The 22,631-nt window shown below is 44.0% G+C and carries 28 protein-coding genes; 8 read left to right on the top strand and 20 right to left on the bottom strand.

Annotated features, from left to right (window positions below):
- Positions 1-17: 17 nt before the first annotated feature.
- The 4 genes from ABE021_RS10065 to ABE021_RS10050 form a co-directional block, all read right to left on the bottom strand.
- Positions 18-2,018, bottom strand: coding sequence for a TRAP transporter permease (locus ABE021_RS10065; RefSeq protein WP_430288489.1), 2,001 nt, complete (start codon positions 2,016-2,018; stop codon positions 18-20).
- A 31-nt stretch (positions 2,019-2,049) separates the two neighbouring features.
- Entirely contained in the window at positions 2,050-2,574 is a 525-nt protein-coding gene (locus ABE021_RS10060) for a DUF1850 domain-containing protein (RefSeq protein WP_430288441.1), read from the bottom strand.
- Positions 2,575-2,659: 85 nt separating this feature from the next.
- Positions 2,660-3,652, bottom strand: a complete 993-nt coding sequence (locus ABE021_RS10055) for a TAXI family TRAP transporter solute-binding subunit (protein WP_430288439.1) — start codon at positions 3,650-3,652, stop codon at positions 2,660-2,662.
- A 177-nt stretch (positions 3,653-3,829) separates the two neighbouring features.
- Positions 3,830-4,381 carry a phosphatidylglycerophosphatase A family protein gene (locus tag ABE021_RS10050; protein WP_430288438.1) on the bottom strand — a complete coding sequence of 184 codons (552 nt, stop codon included), beginning with the start codon at positions 4,379-4,381 and terminating at the stop codon, positions 3,830-3,832.
- A 123-nt stretch (positions 4,382-4,504) separates the two neighbouring features.
- Between ABE021_RS10050 and ABE021_RS10045 the strand changes: the two genes are divergently transcribed.
- The 3 genes from ABE021_RS10045 to ABE021_RS10035 all read left to right on the top strand — a co-directional run bounded on the left by ABE021_RS10045 (position 4,505) and on the right by ABE021_RS10035 (position 6,265).
- A complete protein-coding gene (locus ABE021_RS10045; RefSeq protein WP_430288436.1) occupies positions 4,505-5,227 on the top strand; it encodes an alpha/beta hydrolase in 723 nt (240 codons plus the stop codon).
- A gap of 77 nt (positions 5,228-5,304) precedes the next feature.
- Positions 5,305-5,823, top strand: a complete 519-nt coding sequence (locus ABE021_RS10040) for a YjcG family protein (RefSeq protein WP_430288435.1) — start codon at positions 5,305-5,307, stop codon at positions 5,821-5,823.
- A 1-nt stretch (position 5,824) separates the two neighbouring features.
- Positions 5,825-6,265, top strand: coding sequence for a GNAT family N-acetyltransferase (locus ABE021_RS10035; RefSeq protein ID WP_430288433.1), 441 nt, complete (start codon positions 5,825-5,827; stop codon positions 6,263-6,265).
- A gap of 61 nt (positions 6,266-6,326) precedes the next feature.
- On the opposite strand, the gene ABE021_RS10030 is transcribed toward ABE021_RS10035, so the two are convergent.
- From ABE021_RS10030 to ABE021_RS10000, 7 genes are all read right to left on the bottom strand, one after another.
- A complete protein-coding gene (locus ABE021_RS10030) occupies positions 6,327-6,638 on the bottom strand; it encodes a hypothetical protein (protein WP_430288431.1) in 312 nt (103 codons plus the stop codon).
- 73 nt (positions 6,639-6,711) lie between these two features.
- A complete protein-coding gene (locus ABE021_RS10025; protein WP_039042078.1) occupies positions 6,712-6,963 on the bottom strand; it encodes a stage VI sporulation protein F in 252 nt (83 codons plus the stop codon).
- A gap of 21 nt (positions 6,964-6,984) precedes the next feature.
- Entirely contained in the window at positions 6,985-7,125 is a 141-nt protein-coding gene (locus ABE021_RS10020) for a YjcZ family sporulation protein (protein WP_082003292.1), read from the bottom strand.
- A gap of 88 nt (positions 7,126-7,213) precedes the next feature.
- Positions 7,214-7,576, bottom strand: coding sequence for a stage V sporulation protein AE (spoVAE, locus tag ABE021_RS10015; RefSeq protein WP_430288429.1), 363 nt, complete (start codon positions 7,574-7,576; stop codon positions 7,214-7,216).
- Between the two features lie 10 nt (positions 7,577-7,586).
- On the bottom strand, positions 7,587-8,591 hold the full coding sequence (locus ABE021_RS10010) for a stage V sporulation protein AD (RefSeq protein ID WP_430288488.1): 1,005 nt from the start codon (positions 8,589-8,591) through the stop codon (positions 7,587-7,589).
- Positions 8,588-9,043 (bottom strand): stage V sporulation protein AC, encoded by a 456-nt coding sequence (gene spoVAC / locus ABE021_RS10005; protein ID WP_430288428.1) that lies wholly within the window; start codon positions 9,041-9,043, stop codon positions 8,588-8,590. The genes ABE021_RS10010 and spoVAC overlap by 4 nt, the downstream gene beginning before the upstream one ends.
- Positions 9,043-9,444, bottom strand: coding sequence for a hypothetical protein (locus tag ABE021_RS10000; RefSeq protein ID WP_430288427.1), 402 nt, complete (start codon positions 9,442-9,444; stop codon positions 9,043-9,045). The genes spoVAC and ABE021_RS10000 overlap by 1 nt, the downstream gene beginning before the upstream one ends.
- A gap of 123 nt (positions 9,445-9,567) precedes the next feature.
- On the opposite strand from ABE021_RS10000, the gene ABE021_RS09995 reads away from it, so the two are divergent.
- A complete protein-coding gene (locus ABE021_RS09995; RefSeq protein WP_430288425.1) occupies positions 9,568-10,107 on the top strand; it encodes a CotY/CotZ family spore coat protein in 540 nt (179 codons plus the stop codon).
- Between the two features lie 104 nt (positions 10,108-10,211).
- On the opposite strand, the gene ABE021_RS09990 is transcribed toward ABE021_RS09995, so the two are convergent.
- Positions 10,212-10,580: a hypothetical protein gene (locus tag ABE021_RS09990; RefSeq protein ID WP_430288424.1), complete on the bottom strand. Its 369-nt coding sequence runs from the start codon at positions 10,578-10,580 to the stop codon at positions 10,212-10,214.
- Between the two features lie 99 nt (positions 10,581-10,679).
- Positions 10,680-12,053 (bottom strand): magnesium transporter, encoded by a 1,374-nt coding sequence (mgtE, locus tag ABE021_RS09985; RefSeq protein WP_430288486.1) that lies wholly within the window; start codon positions 12,051-12,053, stop codon positions 10,680-10,682.
- 91 nt (positions 12,054-12,144) lie between these two features.
- Between mgtE and prpE the strand changes: the two genes are divergently transcribed.
- Positions 12,145-12,885, top strand: coding sequence for a bis(5'-nucleosyl)-tetraphosphatase PrpE (gene prpE, locus ABE021_RS09980; protein WP_430288423.1), 741 nt, complete (start codon positions 12,145-12,147; stop codon positions 12,883-12,885).
- Here prpE and ABE021_RS09975 read toward each other — a convergent pair.
- Genes ABE021_RS09975 through ABE021_RS09960 form a run of 4 tightly spaced genes read right to left on the bottom strand, consistent with a single transcriptional unit; the run spans position 12,852 to position 15,689 of the window.
- Positions 12,852-13,802 carry an RluA family pseudouridine synthase gene (locus tag ABE021_RS09975; RefSeq protein WP_430288421.1) on the bottom strand — a complete coding sequence of 317 codons (951 nt, stop codon included), beginning with the start codon at positions 13,800-13,802 and terminating at the stop codon, positions 12,852-12,854. The two genes, prpE and ABE021_RS09975, sit on opposite strands and share 34 nt — an antisense overlap.
- Positions 13,789-14,595 carry an NAD kinase gene (locus tag ABE021_RS09970; protein WP_191688535.1) on the bottom strand — a complete coding sequence of 269 codons (807 nt, stop codon included), beginning with the start codon at positions 14,593-14,595 and terminating at the stop codon, positions 13,789-13,791. The genes ABE021_RS09975 and ABE021_RS09970 overlap by 14 nt, the downstream gene beginning before the upstream one ends.
- Complete coding sequence (locus ABE021_RS09965; protein ID WP_191688484.1) at positions 14,595-15,269, bottom strand: GTP pyrophosphokinase; 675 nt, start codon at positions 15,267-15,269, stop codon at positions 14,595-14,597. Before ABE021_RS09965 ends, ABE021_RS09970 begins: the two co-directional genes overlap by 1 nt.
- A gap of 27 nt (positions 15,270-15,296) precedes the next feature.
- Positions 15,297-15,689 carry a hypothetical protein gene (locus tag ABE021_RS09960; RefSeq protein ID WP_430288419.1) on the bottom strand — a complete coding sequence of 131 codons (393 nt, stop codon included), beginning with the start codon at positions 15,687-15,689 and terminating at the stop codon, positions 15,297-15,299.
- 155 nt (positions 15,690-15,844) lie between these two features.
- Between ABE021_RS09960 and ABE021_RS09955 the strand changes: the two genes are divergently transcribed.
- The 3 genes from ABE021_RS09955 (at position 15,845) to ABE021_RS09945 (ending at position 17,848) form a co-directional block, all read left to right on the top strand.
- On the top strand, positions 15,845-16,552 hold the full coding sequence (locus ABE021_RS09955; protein WP_430288418.1) for a lytic transglycosylase domain-containing protein: 708 nt from the start codon (positions 15,845-15,847) through the stop codon (positions 16,550-16,552).
- Positions 16,553-16,646: 94 nt separating this feature from the next.
- Positions 16,647-17,039, top strand: coding sequence for a globin (locus tag ABE021_RS09950; RefSeq protein ID WP_430288417.1), 393 nt, complete (start codon positions 16,647-16,649; stop codon positions 17,037-17,039).
- On the top strand, positions 17,036-17,848 hold the full coding sequence (locus ABE021_RS09945) for a DsbA family protein (protein ID WP_430288416.1): 813 nt from the start codon (positions 17,036-17,038) through the stop codon (positions 17,846-17,848). Before ABE021_RS09950 ends, ABE021_RS09945 begins: the two co-directional genes overlap by 4 nt.
- A 911-nt stretch (positions 17,849-18,759) precedes the next feature.
- Here ABE021_RS09945 and pepF read toward each other — a convergent pair.
- From pepF to mecA, 3 genes are all read right to left on the bottom strand, one after another.
- Positions 18,760-20,568 (bottom strand): oligoendopeptidase F, encoded by a 1,809-nt coding sequence (gene pepF / locus ABE021_RS09940; protein WP_430288415.1) that lies wholly within the window; start codon positions 20,566-20,568, stop codon positions 18,760-18,762.
- 53 nt (positions 20,569-20,621) lie between these two features.
- Positions 20,622-21,779 carry a competence protein CoiA gene (locus tag ABE021_RS09935; RefSeq protein ID WP_430288414.1) on the bottom strand — a complete coding sequence of 386 codons (1,158 nt, stop codon included), beginning with the start codon at positions 21,777-21,779 and terminating at the stop codon, positions 20,622-20,624.
- A gap of 160 nt (positions 21,780-21,939) precedes the next feature.
- Positions 21,940-22,602 carry an adaptor protein MecA gene (gene mecA / locus ABE021_RS09930; protein ID WP_430288412.1) on the bottom strand — a complete coding sequence of 221 codons (663 nt, stop codon included), beginning with the start codon at positions 22,600-22,602 and terminating at the stop codon, positions 21,940-21,942.
- Positions 22,603-22,631 lie beyond the last annotated feature (29 nt).

Raw genomic sequence — 22,631 nt, 5'->3', positions numbered from 1 at the left:
TGACAGACGGGCTCACTTTAAACAGTTATGGTTTCTTCATTTTTGTTCTTATCTTTCGTGATGAGCTGGATTGCAAACAGCACGACGAACAAGCCGAGTCCGATGAAATCCGTTTTCGTTTCCGGATAGATCAGCATCATACCGGTGGCAACCGTAATGATCCGTTCGATCCAATTGATCTTTCGATACCAGAACCCGATCAGTCCCGCACCTATTGCAATCATTCCGACTATGGCCGTGGCGGTGACCCAAATGATTTCCCACACACTGGCGTCAATCATGAGCATTGCAGGGTTGAATACAAACATATAAGGGATGATGAATGCCGCGATGGCAAGTTTCGCTGACGTCACTCCGGTTTTAATCGGATCTCCGCCTGAGATACCGGAAGCGGCAAATGCAGCCAGTGCAACTGGCGGCGTGATATCTGCGATGATTCCGAAGTAAAATACGAACAAGTGAGCAGATATCGCAACGACAACTGGCACTGTCGCGTCAGGAGTTTCCAACATCAGCAATGTAATAATGGCGGGAGCTGCAATCGTTGAGGTGATTACATAGTTCGCTGTAGTTGGAGAACCCATACCAAGAACAATCGCTGCAAACATTGTAAAGATGAGAGTCAGCAGAATGTTGCCTCCAGCAGCAGAAACAAGTCCGTTAGCCAAACTTAATCCGAGTCCTGTTTTCACAACCACTCCTACGATAATACCTGCACATGCAGTCGCAGCAGCTACAGCTAGAGCTGTCCGTGCCCCATCGACAAGCGCTTGAATGATATCTTTTATGCTGAGCCGTGTTTCTTTGTTGAACGAACTCACAACTAGTGTTAGGACAATCCCTAATAATGCTGCTTTCATCGTTGGAATTCCGAGTAACAAGAATACGATGATACCGATGATTGGAAGCAGCAGGTAAATTTTCTTAAGCGTTTCCTTGCGATTCGGGATTTCTTCAGGTTTCATCCCCTCCAGTCCGACCCGCTTCGCTTCAAAATGCGTCATAATCCAAATCCCTGTGAAATACAGTAATGCTGGAATCGTGGCAGCTTTGGCAATTTCCCAATACGTGACACCGCCAATGAATTCCACCATCAGGAACGCAGCAGCCCCCATGATCGGCGGCATGATCTGTCCTCCTGTTGAAGCAGCCGCTTCTACTCCACCTGCAAATTCCTTACGGTAACCGAGTTTCTTCATCATCGGAATCGTATAGGAACCGGACCCGACAACGTTTGCAACGGAACTGCCAGAAATCGTCCCCTGCAAAGCACTAGAGAAGATTGCAACTTTTGCAGGTCCGCCTGTCAATCTTCCGGCTAGGACGACTGCCAAGTCATTGAAGTAATTCCCGACTCCTGTTTTGACAAGGAATGCCCCGAATAATAGGAACACGAAAATGAAGGTAGCGGATACACTAATCGGCGTTCCGAGAATACCATCCGTTGTAAAGAACATGAGCTGTACAAGGCTTTCTATGTCCTGACCGCGGTGTGCGAGAAATCCTGGAAAATAGGGTCCGAAAAATGCATAAACTAAAAACACGCCGGAAATAATCGTGATTGGAAGACCCACCGCTCGTCTTGCTGCTTCCATCGTTAACAGCACAGCTAAAACACCGACAATCAAGTCCACTTCAGAAACACGCCCCACCCTTAAGATGAGTTCGTTCATATTAAGGGGCCAGTATAATCCGACTCCTATGGAAAGGATTGATAAAATCACATCGTAAAATGGAACTTTGTTTCTTTTGACTCCAGGCTTTTTCCGCGCTGGGAATAGTAGGAAAATTAAAGAAAGAGCAAATCCTAAGTGTATGGAGCGTTGGATATACGCGGTGAACGGTTTACCGATCGATGTGTATAATTGGAAAATCGAGAATGCCAGCAGACCAAAAAATACAATCTTCCCGAAGATACCGACTAAATCTCTCGTATTGGATTCAGGGTCATATCTCTGCAGGAGTTCCCGTTGTTCCGCTTCAGAGAGCGTCTCAAACCTTTCATCATTTGGATCCATTACCGGTTCCACTTGCTTTTGTTTTCTCCGCTTAGCCATTCAAGTTAACTCCTTTCAAGAGTTCATATAAAGTTAGTTTTTTCACACGGAAGTCATAAGAGTTCCCGCGTCTTAAGTACGCTTTCAAATCGATTTCAGTCCCTTTGTAGCGAAACGCCAACTGAGCGTCAACATCTCCTATATACAACACAAAAGAATGGATGACTTTGTCCTTATATGTAAGTGTATAAATGCCAGTTTCAGTTACCTCCAATGTTTCCCCTTTTTCTGCATACGCCGGCAGACCAATTCCGACATCCTCATAACGCATCGTCAAAAATTTCAGCGACGTATCGTGTTGTACCTGATAGGTTTCAAGTACATCGGTCAAGAAAATCGAATGGACATAACGGATTTGAAACTCCGATTCGGCACCCATCAGGCAATAGGCAAGCACCGGCTGCTCTGTCCGGGTTTCTGTAAACGTGAATGCTTGCTTCACTGGAATGATCAGAGCAGCACCCATCAGCAGGATAGCCCCAATGAGAAATCCCAGCGGAATCCTCCATCGTTTCATCCGCACACCTCTTATAAAGTTCTGTAATGAAGAAAGGACGGATGAAGCATCGATCGCCTCACCGCCCCAACCCCTCATTCAACTCTTATTTGTTTACTTCATCAAAATACTTTTGAGCGCCTGGATGAACCGGGATACCAATTCCGTCAAGGCCCGTTTCAGCTTTGATCAACTTACCTTTTGCGTGCTGAAGTTTTGGTGCATTGTCGTAAATCGCTTTTGTAATTTCATAAGCGAGATCTTCAGGAACATCGTTCTGAATAACAAGCATTGCTCCTACTGAAACAGTAGGCGTTTCCTCAGCCATTCCATAGGTTCCAGCTGGAATCACTTCTTTTGCATAATATTTATACTTGCTGATGAGTTCATCCGCTTTTGCGTCTTCAACAGGTACTACAAATACTTTAGCTACTGCGTTCAATCCTTCAACAGCACCAGTCGGAGTTCCGGCTGTGATGAATGCCGCATCGATCTGACCTGCCTGCAAACTTTCTTGAGACTCCCCAAAGTCCAAGTTTTGCGGCTTGATGTCGTCCATGGACAATCCGTGGATTTCAAGAAGCTGCTCTGCGTTCGCATACGTACCAGAACCAGGAGCACCGACAGAAACTTTCTTACCTTTCAAATCCTCAAATGTTTTGATTCCTGTTTTTTCGAGTGTTACGAGTTGAACTGTTTCAGGATAAAGTGAACCGATTGCAGATACTGTATCTACTTTATCGTCTTCGAACATCATTTCGCCTTCTTGCGCATAATAAGCAATGTCCGTTTGGACGAAAGCGATTTCCGCCTTACCATCTTTCAGTGCAGTCATGTTTGCAGCTGATGCTTGAGACACTTCAGCTGATGTTTTCACACCCGTATCCTTTTCGATGAATTCAGCGATTGCACCACCAAGTGCATAATACGTCCCTTGTGTCCCCCCCGTCAAAACACTGAGGAACTTATATTCTTTCCCGCTATCTGCATCCCCTTTTGCTCCATCATCTTTTCCAGCATCATCCGATGTCCCACACGCTGCAAGTGCAAGCACTGCAATGAGCAGCATCGAGATGAGCCCTAAAAGTTTCTTATTCATCCAAAGACCCCCTAGTTTTTATTTGTCTAGTAATGTATATTCTACCATGTAAGCGGGTTCAATTGTCAATTGATTTCAGAAAACAAAATCAGTTGCAATCGGTTTCATTACTGAAAAATAAAAAAAAAGAAAAGAGTGATCGAGCACCCTTTTCTTCAGAAATCCTATAGCATCCTATCACTTTGCAGCATCTTTGACATCTTCAAACGTCAATCCAGCTTCCTCTAAATCCCGGGAACGATGAGCAATCCGTGCGGCTGCACAAGATGCGACACTTGCAACTAAGTCATCTAAAAATGTATGCACCTTATTCCCTTTTTTCGTATCCAAATCATTGATAATCCCGACTTTGTTCTTATCCAAATGACCAAATGTCGTCACTGCAATCGAACCGTACGTGAACACCGCTCCAAGAGCAATCGTTTCATCCACCCCAAAAAGACCTTCGTCCGATTCCACAATTTCTTGTAACGGGGTCGATAACTTGCCTTGTTCACAAAGCTCGTCCAGCTCGATACCTACTAAGATCGCGTGCTGCAGCTCCCGTTTCTTTAGTACATTCATGACCGAATCCACACATTGTTCCAACTGAAGCTCTTCGTTATAGGGAGCTTGCATTTCATAAACGATTTTCGCGATATCTATCAGCTCCACCCCACGGCGTTGCAACGCTTCCTTTGTAGCTTTTGCAATTACTTCCGAACGAACTTTACTCTTTCCATCAAACATGCAAATCATCCCTTTCTAAATCTAATACCAACTGTAACAATTTTCAGTCAATCGTGCACATTATACCCTCTAACGAGTGTATGTTACAATCTCCTTGAATAGACACGTAAAGGAGGCAACACTATGAATTATGGAAAGATCCACGATGTTCAATTTTACAGCGAATCCCTTCAGGAAGAAATGGAACTTCTCATCCATCTTCCATATAATTATTCTCCACTCTATAAATACTCTTTACTTTTCGCATCAGACGGAAAAGATTATTTTCAATACGGAAGAATCGGGAAAGTCATCGATGAATACTTGGACAAGGAAGAAATCGAAAATGTCATCGTGGTCGGCATCCCCTACAAGTCCGTTTCAGAGAGACGCAGAATGTATCATCCAGACGGAGATCGCCAGAAAGATTATATCCGTTTCCTCGTGCACGAACTTGTGCCCTATATGGACGAGCACTATCCGACTTACCAAATTGGCGGGGGCCGTGGGTTAATCGGCGATTCTTTAGCCGCTACCGTTTCTTTGCAAACTGCACTGCTCTATCCGAATTGCTTTGGAAAAGTCATTCTCCATTCTCCTTATGTAAACGAAAAAGTTCTTGACGCTGTCGAGTCAGCTAAAGACCCCTCTGGTCTGTCCGTTTATCATGTAATCGGAACTGGTGAAACGGAGGTCGTCACCACTGTCGATGGAAAGCAGGATTTCCTGACCCCGAATCGAAAACTAAAAAAATTATTCGAGAATAAAGGATTTCCATACTTCTATGAAGAATTTAATGGGGAGCACACATGGAAATATTGGCAGCCAGATGTGCGACGTGCTGTCCAAATGGTATATGGACAATAACCAATCGGACAATTCCAAACAATTCTGCTATACTTAAAAGAAGTTAATGTATTTACTTTCCTAAGGAGGTTTTTCACATGAAATACGGTGTTGTCGCATTCCCATCAAAGAAATTGCAAGATTTAGCAAATGGATATCGTAAGCGGTATGATCCTCATTATGCTCAGATTACTCCTCATATGACGGTAAAAGGTGTTTTTGATGCGGATGAAACGGAAATTGAAGCAGTCGCTGAAGCGATCCGAAATGTAGCCAAAGAACACAAGCCTTTCGAACTCAGCGTCTCAAAAGTGAGTACTTTTGCTCCTATAACGAATACAATATATTTCAAAGTGGCTCCCAATGAGGAGTTATTGGCCCTCCACAAAGCACTGAATAACGAAGAATTTTTTGGAGCGCTTCCACAGTACGCATTTGTCCCTCATATCACGATTGCTCAAAGTCTGACTTCCGGTGAGCATGACGACATTATCGGTCAACTGAAAATGATTGGTGCAGATCACTCTGAAATCATTGATCGCCTCCACCTCCTTTATCAGCTTGAGGATGGATCTTGGACAGTATACGAAACGTTCCGTCTGCAAGAGGAGAACTGATTTGTACGAGGTGAAAATTGCCACGTCTGAACAAGAACGTGAAGCTGCATTTACTGTACGGAAGAAAGTATTTGTGGAAGAACAAGGTGTTCCCTTAACGATGGAAATTGACGAACACGATAACACGTCTTCCCACTTTGTCGTATATGATGGTACGAAAGCGATTGCTGCAGGTCGTATCAGAAAGATTTCAAGCGAAGTCGGGAAAGTGGAACGGGTTTGTGTATTGAAAGAATACCGCGGCCAGCATCTTGGCGTGCTGATCATGAACTCTCTGGAAGAACATGCAAAAAAGACTGGCATTCACAAAATTTTGCTGAATGCCCAGTCTTATGCAATTCCATTTTACGAAAAGCTGGGGTATGGCGTCACTTCCCCTGAGTTCATGGATGCGGACATTCCCCATCGCGCAATGGAGAAACAAATTTATTCCTCACTTTAGAAATGAAAAAGACCCAGTCCGATTGAGGACTGGGTCTTTTGTGTTTCCTATGGAACGTCTTTTAAACATATTCATTTATGGCCATCCCTTTTCCAACTACAGCCGCTACTTGTTTGGAAAGAGCTGCTGGATTGGGTTGGATAAAACCTTTTTTAGCTGGAGGCAAGGGCCGTTGTGAATTCGCTTCTTCGCCAAATTCCCATTCGGAATTCTTCTCCCGTTCACGACGAAGCACCTTCTGCCATTCATCGTATTCTGTTTGTAACTTCACAGATTGGACTCTGTCAATGTATGCAAAAGACGGTGAAACATTTTCCATACGATTTGCATACATTTGTGATTGGATATTCTGAATCGGCAGTAGGTACCCCATTGCCTCCACCTTCCTCCCCGTTTAAGTTGATATAACCCTCTACCCGATCGGCAAGAAGCTTAAACCTCTTTTTTTATTTCCCTAGCATTCTTTGGATATCTGCAATATTGACAGGCTGGCCACTGGAAACAAGTGAGTTTACGAGTTCGTCTTCCAAGTGCTGCGGAACGTTTTTATTCGCAAGCATCCCCACATTCTGAATAATTCTTCTTACTTGACGTTCATCTTTAAAATCCGCATGTTGGATGGCATTCGCGAGAGCAAATACTTCAGTCATGGGGACACCCGTTTTTGATTCTATTTTCTTGAAGAAGGAGTCATTCATACTCCCATTCCCCCCTCTCATTTAGCAGAACGTACTGCCAACAATAATCAGTAAGATGAACAATACAACGAGCAAGACGAACGTAGAGCCGCCTCCTTGGTTGCAGCCGCGGTCATATCCACCTTCATAACGCGGTTCTCCATAACAGTAGTTTCCATACATAAGAAAATCCCCCCTCTCTTCCCTGTATCCTATGCAAGGACTCAGCAAAGCGGGCGGGACATTTGCACATTTATTTTCTGCAACTGATTTAAATGGAGCCCTTTGACTTGAAAACAAGTGAAGCGATGAAACCGAAAACGATTGCTGCACTAATTCCGGAACTCGTCACTTCAAACATCCCTGTCAGCACTCCGATGATTCCATGTTTCTCTGCCTCAGCAAGCGCACCATGTGTCAATGCATTCCCAAAAGAAGTGATCGGTATGGTCGCACCTGTCCCAGCGAAATCAATCAGAGGCTCATATAAACCGAAGCCATCCAAAATGGAGCCTACTACTACGAGTGTGCAAAGAGTGTGCGCTGGGGTGAGTTTACCAACATCCATCATTAACTGACCGATGACACAGATCAGTCCACCGACTATAAAACTTGTTATAAATATGGATAGCAATTCAAACCACTCATTTCATTTGGATTTCCACTGCATGCGCTACGCAGGGAATCGTATCGCCTTGCTGATACGAAAGCGGAGACATTAAGGAGCCTGTAGCAATCAGTAATACGCGTTTATACGTTCCAGATAGGAGTTTATCGTAGACTTCAGAGAAATAAGCGGATGCTGAACATCCTGAGCCACTAGCTCCTGCCAGGAATTCAGGGTGCTTGCCATAATACTCTGCACCGGCATCTCGGAACGTATTCGATACGTTATATTCCCACCGATCCAGCAACGTTTTGAACAACTCGAAGCCGATTTTCCCTAAATCCCCCGTCATGATCAAGTCGTAATCTTCGAGTGTCGTGCCGTGACCTTCCAAATGCCGTTTAAATGTATCCGCTGCTGCTGGTGCCATCGCAGCCCCCATGTTTAATGGATCTGTCAGACCAAGATCCGTTACGATCCCAATAGTTCCACAAGCAATAATCGGAGCTCCTTCTATATAAGGGATAACCGTTGCGGTTCCTGCCGCACTTGCAGTCCATTGTGCTGTGGCCCCTTTTTGACTCCCATATTGGAGGGGATAACGGAATTGCCGTTCAATAGCGTTATGCTGACTGGAAGACCCAGCGACTATTAGTTCAGCCATACCGGACTCCGTTAGTAAGGCAGCCATCAATAACGAAGAAACAGACGTAGCACAAGCAGAAAACATTCCGATATACGGAACCCCGATTGTACTAGCGGCAAAGTTGGATGGGGTCATTTCATTCACTAAATCCCCCATCAAAACGAATTCAGCATCCGCCGGGGTCTTATCCAGCTTGCTCAGGGCAATCATGCACGCATCTTCCATCATTTTTGCGTGCCCTTGCTCATTCGTCTTTAATCCACAGCGTTCGTCATCGTAATTCTTGTCAGCATATTTGGCAAAAGGACTTTTCTTCATCTCTAAAGGTCCAACCGTAACACCAGTCGACGCGATGACAGGTTTGGATGCAAATGTCAGTAATCCTCGTTGATTCACCAAGATACCACTCCTAATCCAACAAGTATCGTTTTAATGAGAGCGACGACAAATGCCGAAAAAACTCCATATATAATGACCGATCCAGCCAGTTTGAACATATTGCCCCCCACGCCTAATACATAACCTTCTGTCTTATGTTCAATTGCTGACGAAATCACCGCATTTCCGAAACCGGTGATCGGTACGGCACTCCCTGCACCACCGACCTGTGCAATCTTTTTATAGTAGCCGAATCCGGTCAATAGCATGGATATAAAAATCATAGTAGCCACCGTCGGATTACTTGCGGTACGTTCTGTGAAATCAAAGTAAATAATATAAAAAAGCGCTACGAATTGGCTAATAAAGCAAATGAAGCCTCCCACTAAAAATGCTGTGATGCAATTCTTTACATATTTCGGCTTAGGAGTAATCTGTTGTTCCAATTGCTGATACTTTTTTTCATCCATTACGTCTCTTCCTTTACTAATGCACTGATTTTTTCCATCTTCTCTTCATAATTCTGTTCATCCTCTTTTTCGATCAACTTGTTTGTTTCCAGCAGCACTTTACTGTCAGCGGATACGGTAACTTTTAGATCAGGATACATATCTTCCAGCTCTTTTGAAAGTTCTTGTGCAATTTTACGCTTCTTGAATCTTTCAAATGTATTGACACGCAATCCCGCAATCAGCCGATCCTCGTGAATTAGAACGACCGCATTTTTAATCCGCTTATCTTCTTTTAATAACTTTTCCGCCCGCTGGGAATCCATATCTGTTGTATTGACGGTTTTGAAACCGATCGATGTCGAACAACCTGCTAGCATGACGAGGATGAATACCAGTGTCAGTATTTTACGAATCGCCATCCCCTCCTTTTTTCACCAGTATGTCTAAATAGCTTGCAATTTATTCATAACGGTTCAAGCGCCCTGCCAATAGGTAGAGGAATGCATAAGGTATAGAGAACAAACGAGAGGAGGAAATAATCAATGAGTTGTGGATGTGGAAAGAACGAAAATACGGGGGATAAGGTGAATCCGATTCAAGGACACTGTGTTTGTGAGGCAGTCCGCTTCATTAAACGTCTTCAGGATACGCACACAGACGATGATTGCTTCGACTGTGATACAGACTGCTTTATGAGACCACTTGGTAGTCTCGTCAGCCCTACGAATGAGCGCTTCAATACACGGGTGTTTTCATTGCTGACAGAAGACGGTGATTTCTTTAAAGCGATGTACCGTCCGAAAAGCCATACCCATCATGGCATCAATTGTTTCTCTGTATTTTTCAGAGTCCAAAACATTTTTGACAATTGCTGTGCAACCTTGATGGTACTTGAGCCACTAGACAAAGACGGAAAACCAGTCGACATCATCGATTGCGGTAAAATCAATCTCGAAAAGCTTTGCAAAGTCGAGCGTTTCAGAGCGACAAAGTCTTGTATCACTGTTGACTTGAATTGTTTCTGTGCAATCCAATGCATCAAAGATACATTCGTCACGCAGTGTGCAACAAACCCAGCATAAGCATCACCCCCGCGATGCGCGAAAAGAGGACTGCCCAAATGGGCAGTCCTCTTTTTCCTTGTATTAAAATACGCCTCAGACTAATTAGCCTGAGACGCGTCTTTTCATGAAAACGGTGTTCCTTTCCAGAACACTTCTTCGATCTCCTGCAAGTTCAGCGTACGGATTTCGTTTAAATCTTTGCTTTCTTGTTTCACTTCGATCGCAATCTGTGAATCAGTCATCGCAGAAATGCCGCCTGTCAATAATTGGCCGTTCACCAAAAATTGGAGCGGACGATAAGCATTGCGGGGAAACGGTTCGGATAAGTAACGTAATCTTTTCACGACTGGGGAGTCGATCGAGACCTCCTTCACCTGGTGAGGCACAGTTTCTTCTTGCAATAATTCATTCTGTTCCGTCAGATCAGGGTCATTAGCTGACCAGTAAATGGACGTACTCTCTTCTTTCACAACTTCCACAATCGATACCAAAGGGGGTCCGTCGATAAAAAGCAAGGGAACTTGAAGTGAAATATGCGCCACATCCTTTTTACTGCATTATATGCAGCATCTGCCCATGCGTGACTCCAATTACAACAGGTTGATGAAAGTGGTCGCCAATCCTAAGTAAATTAAAATACTGATCAAGTCATTCAACGTGGTGATGAAAGGGCCAGAAGCGACAGCTGGATCGATTTTCATTTTGTGCATGAACAACGGGATGAATGATCCGGAAATAGTCGCCGCGAAAATCGATACGAAAATCGCTGCCCCGACTAGCATTCCGATGACCAATTCGTGCTTCCAGAAAAAGATCAGCCCGATGACAAAAACTCCGCATATGAATCCGGTGATCAGTCCGGTACCGGCTTCTCTTATCAATAATTTCATTTTGCTTTCATCTTCTATATCTCGTGTTGCAATTCCTCTGACGGCAACAGCAAGTGCCTGGGTGCCACTGTTGCCAGCAGTACCTGCAATCAAAGGTATGAATGCGGCGAGTAACGCCACTTGGGAAATGGTGTCCGTAAACATATCAATTAAATTCGCCGTGATCATCCCGAGTATAAGTAGAATAATAAGCCATGGTACTCGTTTCTTCGCTGCAGATAACGAATTTTTGTCAAATGTATCCATATTCGATACACCGGCTAATTTCGAGTAATCATCCGATGCTTCTTCTTCGAGGATATCGAGCACGTCATCGACTGTAACAATTCCGAGTATATGCTGCTGAAAATCCACGACTGGTACAGCAAGCAAGTTATAGTCCTGTGTTGTACGGGCGACGTCTTCCTGATCGTCGGACACAAGGACACTAACCACACGTTCATTCATTATGGAATTGATCAAGACATCTTCTTCTGAGGTGATCAAGTCACGTAACGAAACAACCCCTGTTAGACGGTTGTCTTCATCCACAACAAAAACGTAGTAAATCGTTTCAGCACTCGGAGCTTCAATGCGCAAAATATTCATCGCAGATCGAACCGTAGAATTCTGGGGAACAGTGACGTACTCCGTTGTCATGATAGATCCGGCAGTGTGCTCTTCGTAATGCAAAAGTTCCTTGATTTGATCGGCTGCTTCTTTGTCCATAAGCGTTAAATAGCTGACGCTTTGAGACTTATCGAGTTCTTTCAGGACATCGACCGCGTTATCCACAAACATGTAAGAAATCATCTCTGCGGCATACGTCGCCTCCATCTCCTGAAGGAACTCTTCGTATTCATCTTCGTCAATTTCACTCGTTTCAAAAATCTCTGCCATTTCTTTCGGACTTAGGAAATAATACATCGTTTTCCGAAGTTCGGCTCCAGCTTCTTCATAGAAGATTGCGCGATCGTAAGGATGGAGTAGCAAATATTCATCTCGGAACGCTTTAATATCTTGCCGTTCTAAATCTTCCCTTAGCTTCTCTACATCAAAATCCACTTCTTCTTTGCGGTCCTCTGTTGTTTCCATTGCTACACCTTCCTTTCTTTTCGCCAATTGGCACTCCTCCTGTATACTACTTGTGTGCTTTACAAATACTTCGTAAAAAGGAGTGTATCATATGTTTGATATAATCGGTGACATACATGGCTGTTACGATGAACTGCTCGAGTTACTCAGCTCACTTGGATATTCTTTGACGTCTGGTATTCCAATCCATCCCGGCGGCAGACAGGTTGCATTTGTCGGAGATGGCATGGACCGCGGACCTTCCTCTATAAAAGTGATGCAGCTTCTATTTGCACTACAAGACGAAGGTCGGCTCATTTATTCCCCGGGAAATCATTGTAACAAACTGTATCGTTACGCTAAAGGGAATAACGTACAGCAAACGCACGGTCTGGAAACGACGGTTGCAGAGTTGGACTCTTTGCCAAAAGAAAAACGATCACATATTCTAGATCGCTATGAAAGATTCTACGAAGCATTGCCTCTTTACCACCAATTGGACAGCGGAAGGTTAATCATTGCACATGCCGGGCTTTCCGAGCAATTAATAGGCGCTCCGGCATCGCAAACTGTGCGTACATTCGTCCTCTATGGAGATATTTCAGGGAAAACCTTACAGGATGGACGTCCTGATCGCCGTGACTGGGCAAAGTCATATCATGGGACAGCCTGGGTCGTCTACGGACATACCCCTGTCCGGGAGCCGCGCTTTAAGCATCATACCGTGAATATCGACACTGGATGTGTGTTTGGAGGTAAACTGACTGCATTCCGATGGCCGGAACGTGAAACCGTCTCCATACCGTCCAAACAGCCGTTTCAACCTGAAAAGTTCACTTCGTACCCATCTTGAGTCTCCATTTCAATCGGAAGAAGTCTCAATAGATCTTGCGGGAGTTCACTTTCAAAGGAAACATAGTTATTCGTTGAAGGATGCTGAAACGAAACAGATTTACAATGAAGGGCTTGTCGGGAAATCAAATGACAAGGCCCCCCATACAAATCATCTCCAAGTAAAGGATGTCCAACGTGCGACATATGGACCCTTATCTGGTGGGTTCTTCCAGTATGCAATTGAAGCTCAACCATTGTATATCGACTGCCATCCATTTCAAAACGACCGGTTACAAGGACATCGGTACGTGCATATTGTCCATCTGTCCTGACAATCCGTTCAATAATACTGCCGTCTTTTCGGCCGATTGGCATTTCAATCGTAAACGTTTCTTCATGAATCCACCCACTCACGAATGCAATATACCGTCTGTCAAATCCCGTTTGCTGCATTTGTGTACTTAGCAGGTGATGAATATGACGATTTTTCGCAATACAGACGACGCCGGATGTGTCCGTATCCAAACGGGTGACTACGTGAACGGTCGCAGGATGCTGGTCATTTACATACTTCCCGGAAATTGTATTCGCGAGTGTGCCCTTCGGATGGTTTCTTGAAGGAATCGTTCCTTGTCCTGGAGGTTTTTCCACTACTAAAATCGAATCGTCCTCAGCAAGGATTGAAAGTTCTCCATGTTCAGGCACCAATCCTTCACCTATCTCTTCAGGTGGAAATTCAATGATGATCTTGTCCCCTTGCTCGAGCATCCATCGGACGGTGCGTTCTTCCCCATTCACTAAAATCCGCCCGCCTTCATATTTGACGGCAGTCAGCGCTCTTTTGGAAAGGTTTTTCAGTTTAAGGAAGTCTTTTAGAAGAATCTGTTCTTCTGCAATAAATGTTAGCAGCAGCGGTGAAGGATTACTTTTCTTCATCACTGGCGACAAACGATTCCGACACACGCTTCCAAAAAGGAAAAGGTCTAAAACGGGCGAACGAAATGCGTTCCTTTGATACTTTGTATTCGATCGACTTTACATCTTTCTGAAGCAGCTGCAGGTGATCTACAGTGACCATGAAATCCGGTCCTTTAACTGGCTTTAATAAGCATGAATGATGCGCCGGCAGGACAAGCGGTGATCCGACAGTTCGGAATACACGGTTGTTAATAGATGCCATCTCAGTCAGTTGCATACAGGACAATGATGGATGCAGTATCGCCCCATTTAATGATTTGCTATATGCAGTTGAACCCGATGGAGTGGACATACATAAGCCATCCCCTCGGAACCGCTCGAAATGTTCTCCGTTGAGCTCAACATCCATAACAAGAGTGACTTCCGGTGATTTAATCGTTGATTCGTTCAAAGCCAGATACGTGGATTTCTCCTCTGAATGGGTGTATGAAATTTCCACTTCTAAGAGCGGGTATTGCACAACGTGATAGTCTTTCCGGGCGATCATGATCACCAACTTCTCAATCTCTTCCGGTTTCCAATCTGCGTAAAAACCAAGGTGGCCCGTGTGGATCCCGACAAATGCTGTTTCGTGCAAACGATGTACATACTTATGAAAACCATGCAGCAACGTACCATCCCCGCCGATGGAAAGAACGATATCCGGTTCCACCTCGTCATACTCCAAACCAAACTCCACCAGATATTCTTTAGCCTCCGCCATAAGACGGTTGGATAACTCATCACCACGTGATTGGATAACAAATTTCATCATTCTGGTTCCCCCTTCCATGAGGTGTCTTGTATATCTCGTTTCTCCGTTTCTTTAAACGAACTAAAATACGATTGCGCTTCATGTATTTCATCTCGGATGAGCGACATTTCTTCATCGAGCCGGAAAGCCGCTTCTGCAGCTCCTTCAAGTCGCTGTCGAATCACATCCGGAAGTTCCCCTTGGTATTTATAATTCAAAGAATGTTCAATCGAAGCCCAGAAGTTCATCGCAAGTGTTCGGATTTGAATTTCTGCAAGAATGGTCTTTTCGCCACGGATCGTCTCGACAGGATATTCGATAATGATATGGAACGAGCGATAACCGCTCTGTTTTTTGTTCGATATGTAATCTCGTTCTTCGACAATCTTTAAGTCGTTCCGCTGTCTGAGCATGCCGACGACACTCTCGATGTCATCAACGAACTGACACATAATCCGAAGTCCTGCAATGTCAGGAACTTCCGCAGCCAATTCAGGAGATGGCTCGAACGGAATGTTTTTTTCGAGAGTCTTGTCGTAAATGCTAGCGAGTGGTTTAACACGTCCAGTAACAAATTCAACTGGTGCATGCAGATCCTCTAATTTGTATTGGTGCCGCAAGCCTTTTAGCTTCACCTTAAGCTCCACCACGGCTTGTTTATAGGGCGCAAGAAAATCATTCCACATTCTCATTTAAAGGCCGCCTCCCATCCGTTCATGTTAGCTAGGTTGTTGAAGTGTCTCTTTGAATGCTTGTTCCACGGCAAGCATGAACTCTTCCCCGTAATTTCCATTACCTTCTATATTGAAAACCAACATCGTCAATTCCTCGGTGAATCCAATCAGTTGAACACACCCGTCTTCACATTCTATAAAAGGATCCCCATTATCGCTCTCAATAAGGTGTTGCATGAGCGGCCATACTTGCTGCGTAAAATGGAGGTACCGATATTCTTCACCATCTTCGAACAAATAAACAAAGCTGAGTGCATCCGAATCGGTAATCATCTTCCCTGCGGGGGAATGTCCAAGTGTATTTTCCGTTCCACCATAAGTGAAATAAACAGTTCCATCTTTTAATTGTCCTTCAGTTATTCGATGTTCAATACGCACTTTTCCCTCTTCCTTCCCCTATCAGTCAGTATGATTAGTTTACCATAGAGTCACCACTGTTGCAGTCAGGATTGTGCTTTCCGCTTTGAAATTGATATACTGAAAGAAGAATTAGAAGTGCCACGGATGATTAGGTATCGGAAAGGACGATTAGTATGGATACGAAAATGATGCGTACCCTGTTCGAATTGAACTCACTGCAGTCACTCGGGGCTGTTCACTCTGCAACCGAAACGAAAACAGGAGCCACAGATTTCTTCCAAACGTTAATGAGTGAAATGACCAATGAGAGGTCCATCTCCGATTCAATTTCAAGTGTCTCCGCAACGACACTTGGCAGTATTCAAGCTCCTCAAAGGGCGGAGTTGTTTGCGTTCACCTCCACTCCATCTGTCAATTCGCCTACTGATGCAATGCATTATATTGACCAAGCTTCGGCGAGCCGCCCTCCTTTAGCTTATAATGGAGGAAATGTCAGTACAGCATATGCGCCTTTGATCACCAAAGCTGCAAAAAAATATGACGTCCCCTCTGCATTGATTGCAGCGGTCATCAAGCAGGAATCGAATTTCAACAAAGATGCTGTGAGTCATGCCGGTGCAAAAGGGCTTATGCAACTCATGCCTGGAACAGCAAAATTCCTAGGGGTTTCGAACGCAGCCGATCCTGAGCAGAATATTATGGGTGGCGCTAAATACTTACGGCAAATGCTCGACCAGTTCGGAGGCGATATGAAACTATCGCTGGCAGCGTATAACGCAGGTCCAGGAAACGTCCGTAAATACGGTGGAGTCCCGCCATTCCGCGAAACACAAAACTACGTCACCAAAGTTATGAACAACTATAATACATTGAATACGTAAGGTGCAGCAGTCGAATCTAAGCTATTTATTTGTGAATGTTTTATGTGGTTGATAATATAGAAGTGCAGAGCTACAACAAAGGAGAATGACATTCATGACACGAAAGCCTTTGATACCCTTTGAGGAGATCGGTGAAGCACGTTTGTCGGAACTGATAGACCGGTTCTACGCCAAAGTGGCTGAGCATCCGGACTTGATTCCCATTTTCCCACCAGACCTAACTGAAACCGCACGCAAACAAAAACAGTTCCAGACGCAATATCTGGGAGGACCTAATTTATATACAGAAGAACACGGACATCCGATGATGAAAGCTCGCCATATGCCATTCGCTATCACACCCACACGGGCAGAAGCCTGGCTAGCCTGTATGGCTGAAGCGATGGATGAGGTCGGTCTTGACGGGCCCCTTCGAGAAATCTATTATCAACGCCTCGTCATGACTGCCAACCATATGGTGAACCGGAACGAGGAGGGAGACCAGTGAATCGAAGAACTTTCGCAGAAGTTGAGCAGCAGCCGATTGCACATCCTCGGCCGATTGAATTATATGTGTTTCTCGATCCCTTATGCCAAGATTGCTGGGCATTGCAACCTATCCTTAGAAGACTGCAAGTTGAATACGAACGGTATTTCACGCTGCGTATCGGTCTTCTGACGTCCTTGCCAAAGATGAATTACAAAGCTCTTCCTTTAGTGGATGACGAATGTGAAGAGAACAATGCATTTGAAAAAGCACACCCTGCGTTCCCGAGCATTGCGATCAAGGCAGCCGAGTTCCAAGGTAAACGTGCCGGTTTCAAATTCCTCACAAAACTTTTCGAGTATTCATTCTTGAAATCACGTAATGTTAAATCATTTGCAGTTCTCGTTGAAATTGCAGAGAAATTGAACTTGGACAAACAAGAATTCATCAGCGATTTCTTTTCAAAAAATGTACTCCAGTCTTTGCAAGTCGATTTGCATCTAGCCAAAGAGATGGAAGTTGTGAAATCCCCCACCTTCGTTTTTTTCAACGAAAACATTGAAGACGAGGGCCTCATGGTGGATGGTTCATATAGCTATGAGATCTATGAACAAATTTTAGAAGAGCTTACCGGCTCTCCTATCATCCGGGATCGTGCTCCGTCATTGGAAGAGTTGTTCAGCCGTTTCGAAATGCTTGCAACTGCTGAAATCGCAGCCATCTACGGAGTCCCTGAAAAAGAGAGTGAACGAGAGCTCAAGAAACTTCTGCTCAAGCAAGAAGTGGAACGCATTTTTATTAACGATAACGTCTTATGGCGCAAGCGCTAAGAGAGATGTATACATTCAGTCATTATACAAAACAGGTGGAGAGTTTTTCTCCATCTGTTTTTTTGAGGGGATATGTATGTTTGAGTGGGGATGGTTAGGTAGGTTAGGAGGATTTTTGCAAGGGAGTTTGCGCGTGCTGTAGAGGTTATGAGCGTTTTTTATCAGTTATGATCACTTTCTGCGGGTTATGAGCGGTTTCCATCGGTTATGATCATTTTCTGCGGGTTATGAGCGGTTTCCATCGGTTATGATCATTTTCTGCGGGTTATGAGCGGTTTCCATCGGTTATGATCATTTTCTGCGATTTATGAGCGGTTTCCATCGGTTATGATCATTTTCTGCGGGTTATGAGCGTTTCCCATCGGTTATGATCATTTTCCCCGATTTATGAGCGTTTTCCATCAGTTATGATTACTTTCTGCGGGTTATGAGCGGTTTCCATCAGTTATGATCATTTTCCCCGATTTATGAGCGTTTTCCATCAGTTATGATCACTTTCTGCGGGTTATGAGCGTTTCATCATCGGTTATGATCACGCCCCATGGTTTGTGACCGATTTCCATACATATCCCTATACCTTCTCATTCAAGCATGGGATCATCACTTTTTCACAGGAAAATGAAAAGAACATCGCTCCTGGGGGGAAGCGATGTTCGTATAAAGGGAATGGGAAAAATGTTCACGTTCAAACAAAAGGGGTGTATGTTTGGTTAGTGAGTTTCATTCACAAGTTAAATCTATCATAAAATAATTGTTACATCAACAATTCACAAGCGATTTCATGGATTTGTCACATATGCACCTTTGAAAACGCTTACTTACAAGGCTGGATTTCCTGATATTAAAAAAGGCAATCATGAAAAGTATTCATGATTGCCTTTTTATACTATTTCAATATATTAAACCGATACTTATTGTTTCTCCAGCAGTTGCTCCAACTCATTCAAACGCTCTTCGAATACCCGACATGCTTCTTCAATCGGTGCAGTTGTTGTCATATCGACTCCAGCTTTTTTCAACACTTCGATTGGATAATCAGAAGATCCGGCTTTCAAGAAGTTTGTCACGTAGCGTTCTACTGCTGGTTCACCTTCGGTAAGGATTTGATGGCTCAGTGCGACTGCTGCACTGTATCCAGTTGCATATTGGTATACGTAATAATTCATGTAGAAGTGAGGAATACGTGACCATTCCAAACCGATTTCCTTATCCACAGTCATTGCGCCACCAAAATACTTTTCGTTCAAAGCATAATACTCTTCGGTCAGCTTCTCTGCTGTCAACGCCTCTCCTTGCTGATCCAACTGATAAATTCTGTGTTCAAACTCAGCAAACATCGTCTGGCGGAAAACAGTTCCACGGAATCCGTCCAGCCAATGGTTTAAAAGATAAATACGTTTCTGATCGTCATCTGTCGTTTTCAACAAATAATCATTCAGCAATGCTTCATTTACAGTAGAAGCCACTTCAGCGACAAAAATCGAATAGCCGCTATAAATGTATGGCTGGTTTTCTCGTGAATAGTAGCTGTGGGCACTGTGGCCGAATTCGTGCGCTAATGTGAACATATTATTCACATTGTCTTGCCAGTTCATCAGTATATATGGATTTGTGCCATATGAGCCTGAAGAATACGCACCTGAACGTTTTCCTTTGTTCTCACGCACGTCCACCCAGCGGCTCTCCAATCCTTTTTTAATGATGGAACGGTACTCTTCACCCATCGGTTCAAAGCTCTCGAGCATTGTCTTTGCCGCGTCCTCATAAGTAATCTTCATATCCAGATCTTTCACGAGTGGCGCGTAAAGATCCCACATATGAAGATCGTCCAACTCAAATACTTTTTTCCGAAGCGCGATATAGCGGTGAAGCAACCCTACGTTATCGGAAATCGTATTTACAAGATTCTCATATACTTGCTCAGGAATGTGATTGTTCGACAAAGCAGCATGACGAGCGGAGTCATAGTTCCGGATGGTCGCGTTGACGTTATTCGTCTTCACATTTCCTGACAGTGTAGATGCAAATGTGTTCTTGAACGCCCCATATGTTGCGTACATCGCTTTGAATGCTTCTTCCCGAACTGAACGGTCTGGGCTTTCCAAGAAATTGATGAAGCGGCCTTGAGAAAGCTCGACCTCTTCCCCTTTTTCATTTTTCACAGTCGGGAACGTCAAGTCTGCGTTATTCAACATGCTGAAGGTTTTGGATGACCCTTGTGCCACTTCGGACATTTGCGCAATCAATGCTTCCTGTTCTGCTGGAAGCACGTGTGGACGCATGCTATTCAATTCTTTCACTTCTTGTTTATAGAGAGAGAGTCCTTCATTTTCTTCAACCAGCTGATCGAGCTTCGCTTCATCAATGGAAAGTAATTCTGGCAGGAAAAATGACAGCTTTGTAGAAACCTTGACAGCCAAAGATTTTGCTCGGCTATCCATAGCTTGGTATGTGCTGTTTGTTGTATCCTGGTCTGTCTTCAAATGTGAGTATGTGTATAGCTTCCCTAACCGCTGTGAAAGTTCGTCACGATAAGTTAGTGCTTTCAAGAGAGCTTCTGGTCCATCATCCAGCGTACCTTGATAAGATTCTGCTTGTGATGAGAGTTTCTCGATTTCCTCATACTCTGCAGACCACGCGGCATCGCTTTCAAAAATGTTTTCCAAGTTCCATGTTTCTTCTACTTTCACTTCATCACGCGTAAGTAATTTCTCTGCCAATGTAATTCCTCCTAGTTTCCGATGATTCGGGGTTCGAACCTTTTCTTATTTTCTCAATTTTCACTCTGTATTGCAAGGAATCGCTCTGTAAGTATGTGAACAATCTCTTTCTCTATTCGCGCATTTACGGAAGACTCCTCCTTTTTCCAATCTATTCTTTGAAGGAATTGCAGGTAGTGCAAACAGGCTTCGATCTGCTGCTCATCGCTCCCTGCATAAGCATGTACAAATCGACGAAGTCGCTGAATTGGAACACGGGCCGGTGATAGCTGAAAACGCCGTAACAAATCGATGACTCCTAATTGCCATTCGCAGTCGTGTACAGAGAAGGCACGATTCCCTTTCACAGGAATACCTATCCATAAAGGAAGTTCTGTCGGATGAAGTTTCCTTTCATAACAATGACGTAAAAAAGGATTTTGTATGCCACGTCGATTCAAAAAAATTGAACGTTGCAAGTACGTCATTCGCTGGATTTTATAGGACTTGTAGTAGTGAAGGAGCAGCTGCTGATCTGGAAGTTTCGGTCGTGCGAACGGAAATGGTTGCAAGTGGACGGGCAGCTTGCGATGGATCGCGATGAAGCGGTTTCCATCGATAGGCAGCAGATGACTGAAATAATGGAACTCCTTTGTCTCGGGGGATAATGTGAGCAGTGTGTCTTCTGGGGATAAGCTCTTTGTGAAGAATAGTTGATGGAAAGCTGAAAAACTGAATAGGCCCATGCCTTCAGGTCGTGCCTTAAATTTCTCAGGAGTTTGTAATATCCAAACAGGCTCCATCCCTAAGGATCTATACCCTTGAGTCCGACTGGATTTCACGTCTTCAGGCAATCGGCTGCATTGGAACTCGATCGGGATAGGTTCACCTTCATGATGCACGAGTATGTCAGGACGCTGTGCAAGCTCAGGAAGCAGAGGCTCCAACACGGGCGATTTTTCCAATCGCTGAAATAACGAATAGAGTACCTGTTTTCCTTGCAGGTGCGGAATTGACTCCCCTTCGGAAAAATTGGCTGAACAGGCGGATTCCGCTTCATGTGCAAAATGAGGAATCCGGATGGCGCCTACTTTCAATCGAACACGTTCACCACATTGCGGACAATGGAATTGATATTTAGTCCGCCATGTTCTCAAGTGCTCTCGTTGGATTGAATCGTCAAGAACTATAGGCGTCCCATCATTCAAGGTTGCGGTCAGTATTTGTATCATCCCCTTTCACTGAATAGTTTACGAACTTATACACATAATAGCAACTTTTATCGCGTCAGCCATATATAATGAACACTGAATTTTTTGTTTTAGTATCGCTTTGATCGGAATGGATTTGTAGGCAGAAAAAAAACCACCTCGAAAGGTGGCTTTGAAACAGTCAGAAATAAGATTCGATCGTTTTAAAAACATTAGAACCCATTACTTCGGTTCCGTATTCTTTTAAGCGATGAATCGTCAAGTTCGTGGGCGTACCATACTCAAGAATAATACTTTCCACATCAATTTTATCTGAGACTTCCTTATCTGATGAACTATAGTCAATATACAAATAATACTTCTCTTCGAAAGCATACAATGCAGTCGCTTCATCCAAATCAGAAAGTTGAGAAGCCAATGGGATTAAATCATCAAAGTCTTTGAAGACAAACAAATCGCGCGCTGTTGCCATCCTGCTATCTCCAGATGGCTCATTTGCTGACTCAGAAGAGTCAATCGATGCTTCAAGTTCAGGTTGGAAGAGTTTACGAGGATCGTCAATGCCATAAGGATATTCCGTCGATTCTCCATCTTCAGGAAGCTGTGCACGAGTCACCAGAACTTCAATTCCACCACTCATTGCATGCACTTGAATCCACAAAGGTCCTTCAATTTCAAATTCAATATCAGACTCAGAATCGATTTCCTCCATCATATCCCAAAACAATTCCTCACTCTTATCGCGGTTGTACCATACTTCTTCCCGAGTAAATCCCCGTTCTTCGATATCCATATAAGTCAAGTAAAATTTAACCGTGTTCTCATTGATTCTCTCGATTTCCATGATTTTTCTCTCCTTTCCCCTGAAGTAGA

It is taken from the genome of Sporosarcina gallistercoris, from assembly GCF_050459885.1.
Lineage (GTDB): Bacteria > Bacillota > Bacilli > Bacillales_A > Planococcaceae > Sporosarcina > Sporosarcina gallistercoris_A.
The sequence above is the reverse complement of the archived record's forward strand: the minus strand, read 5'-3'. Positions and strand labels throughout refer to the sequence as shown.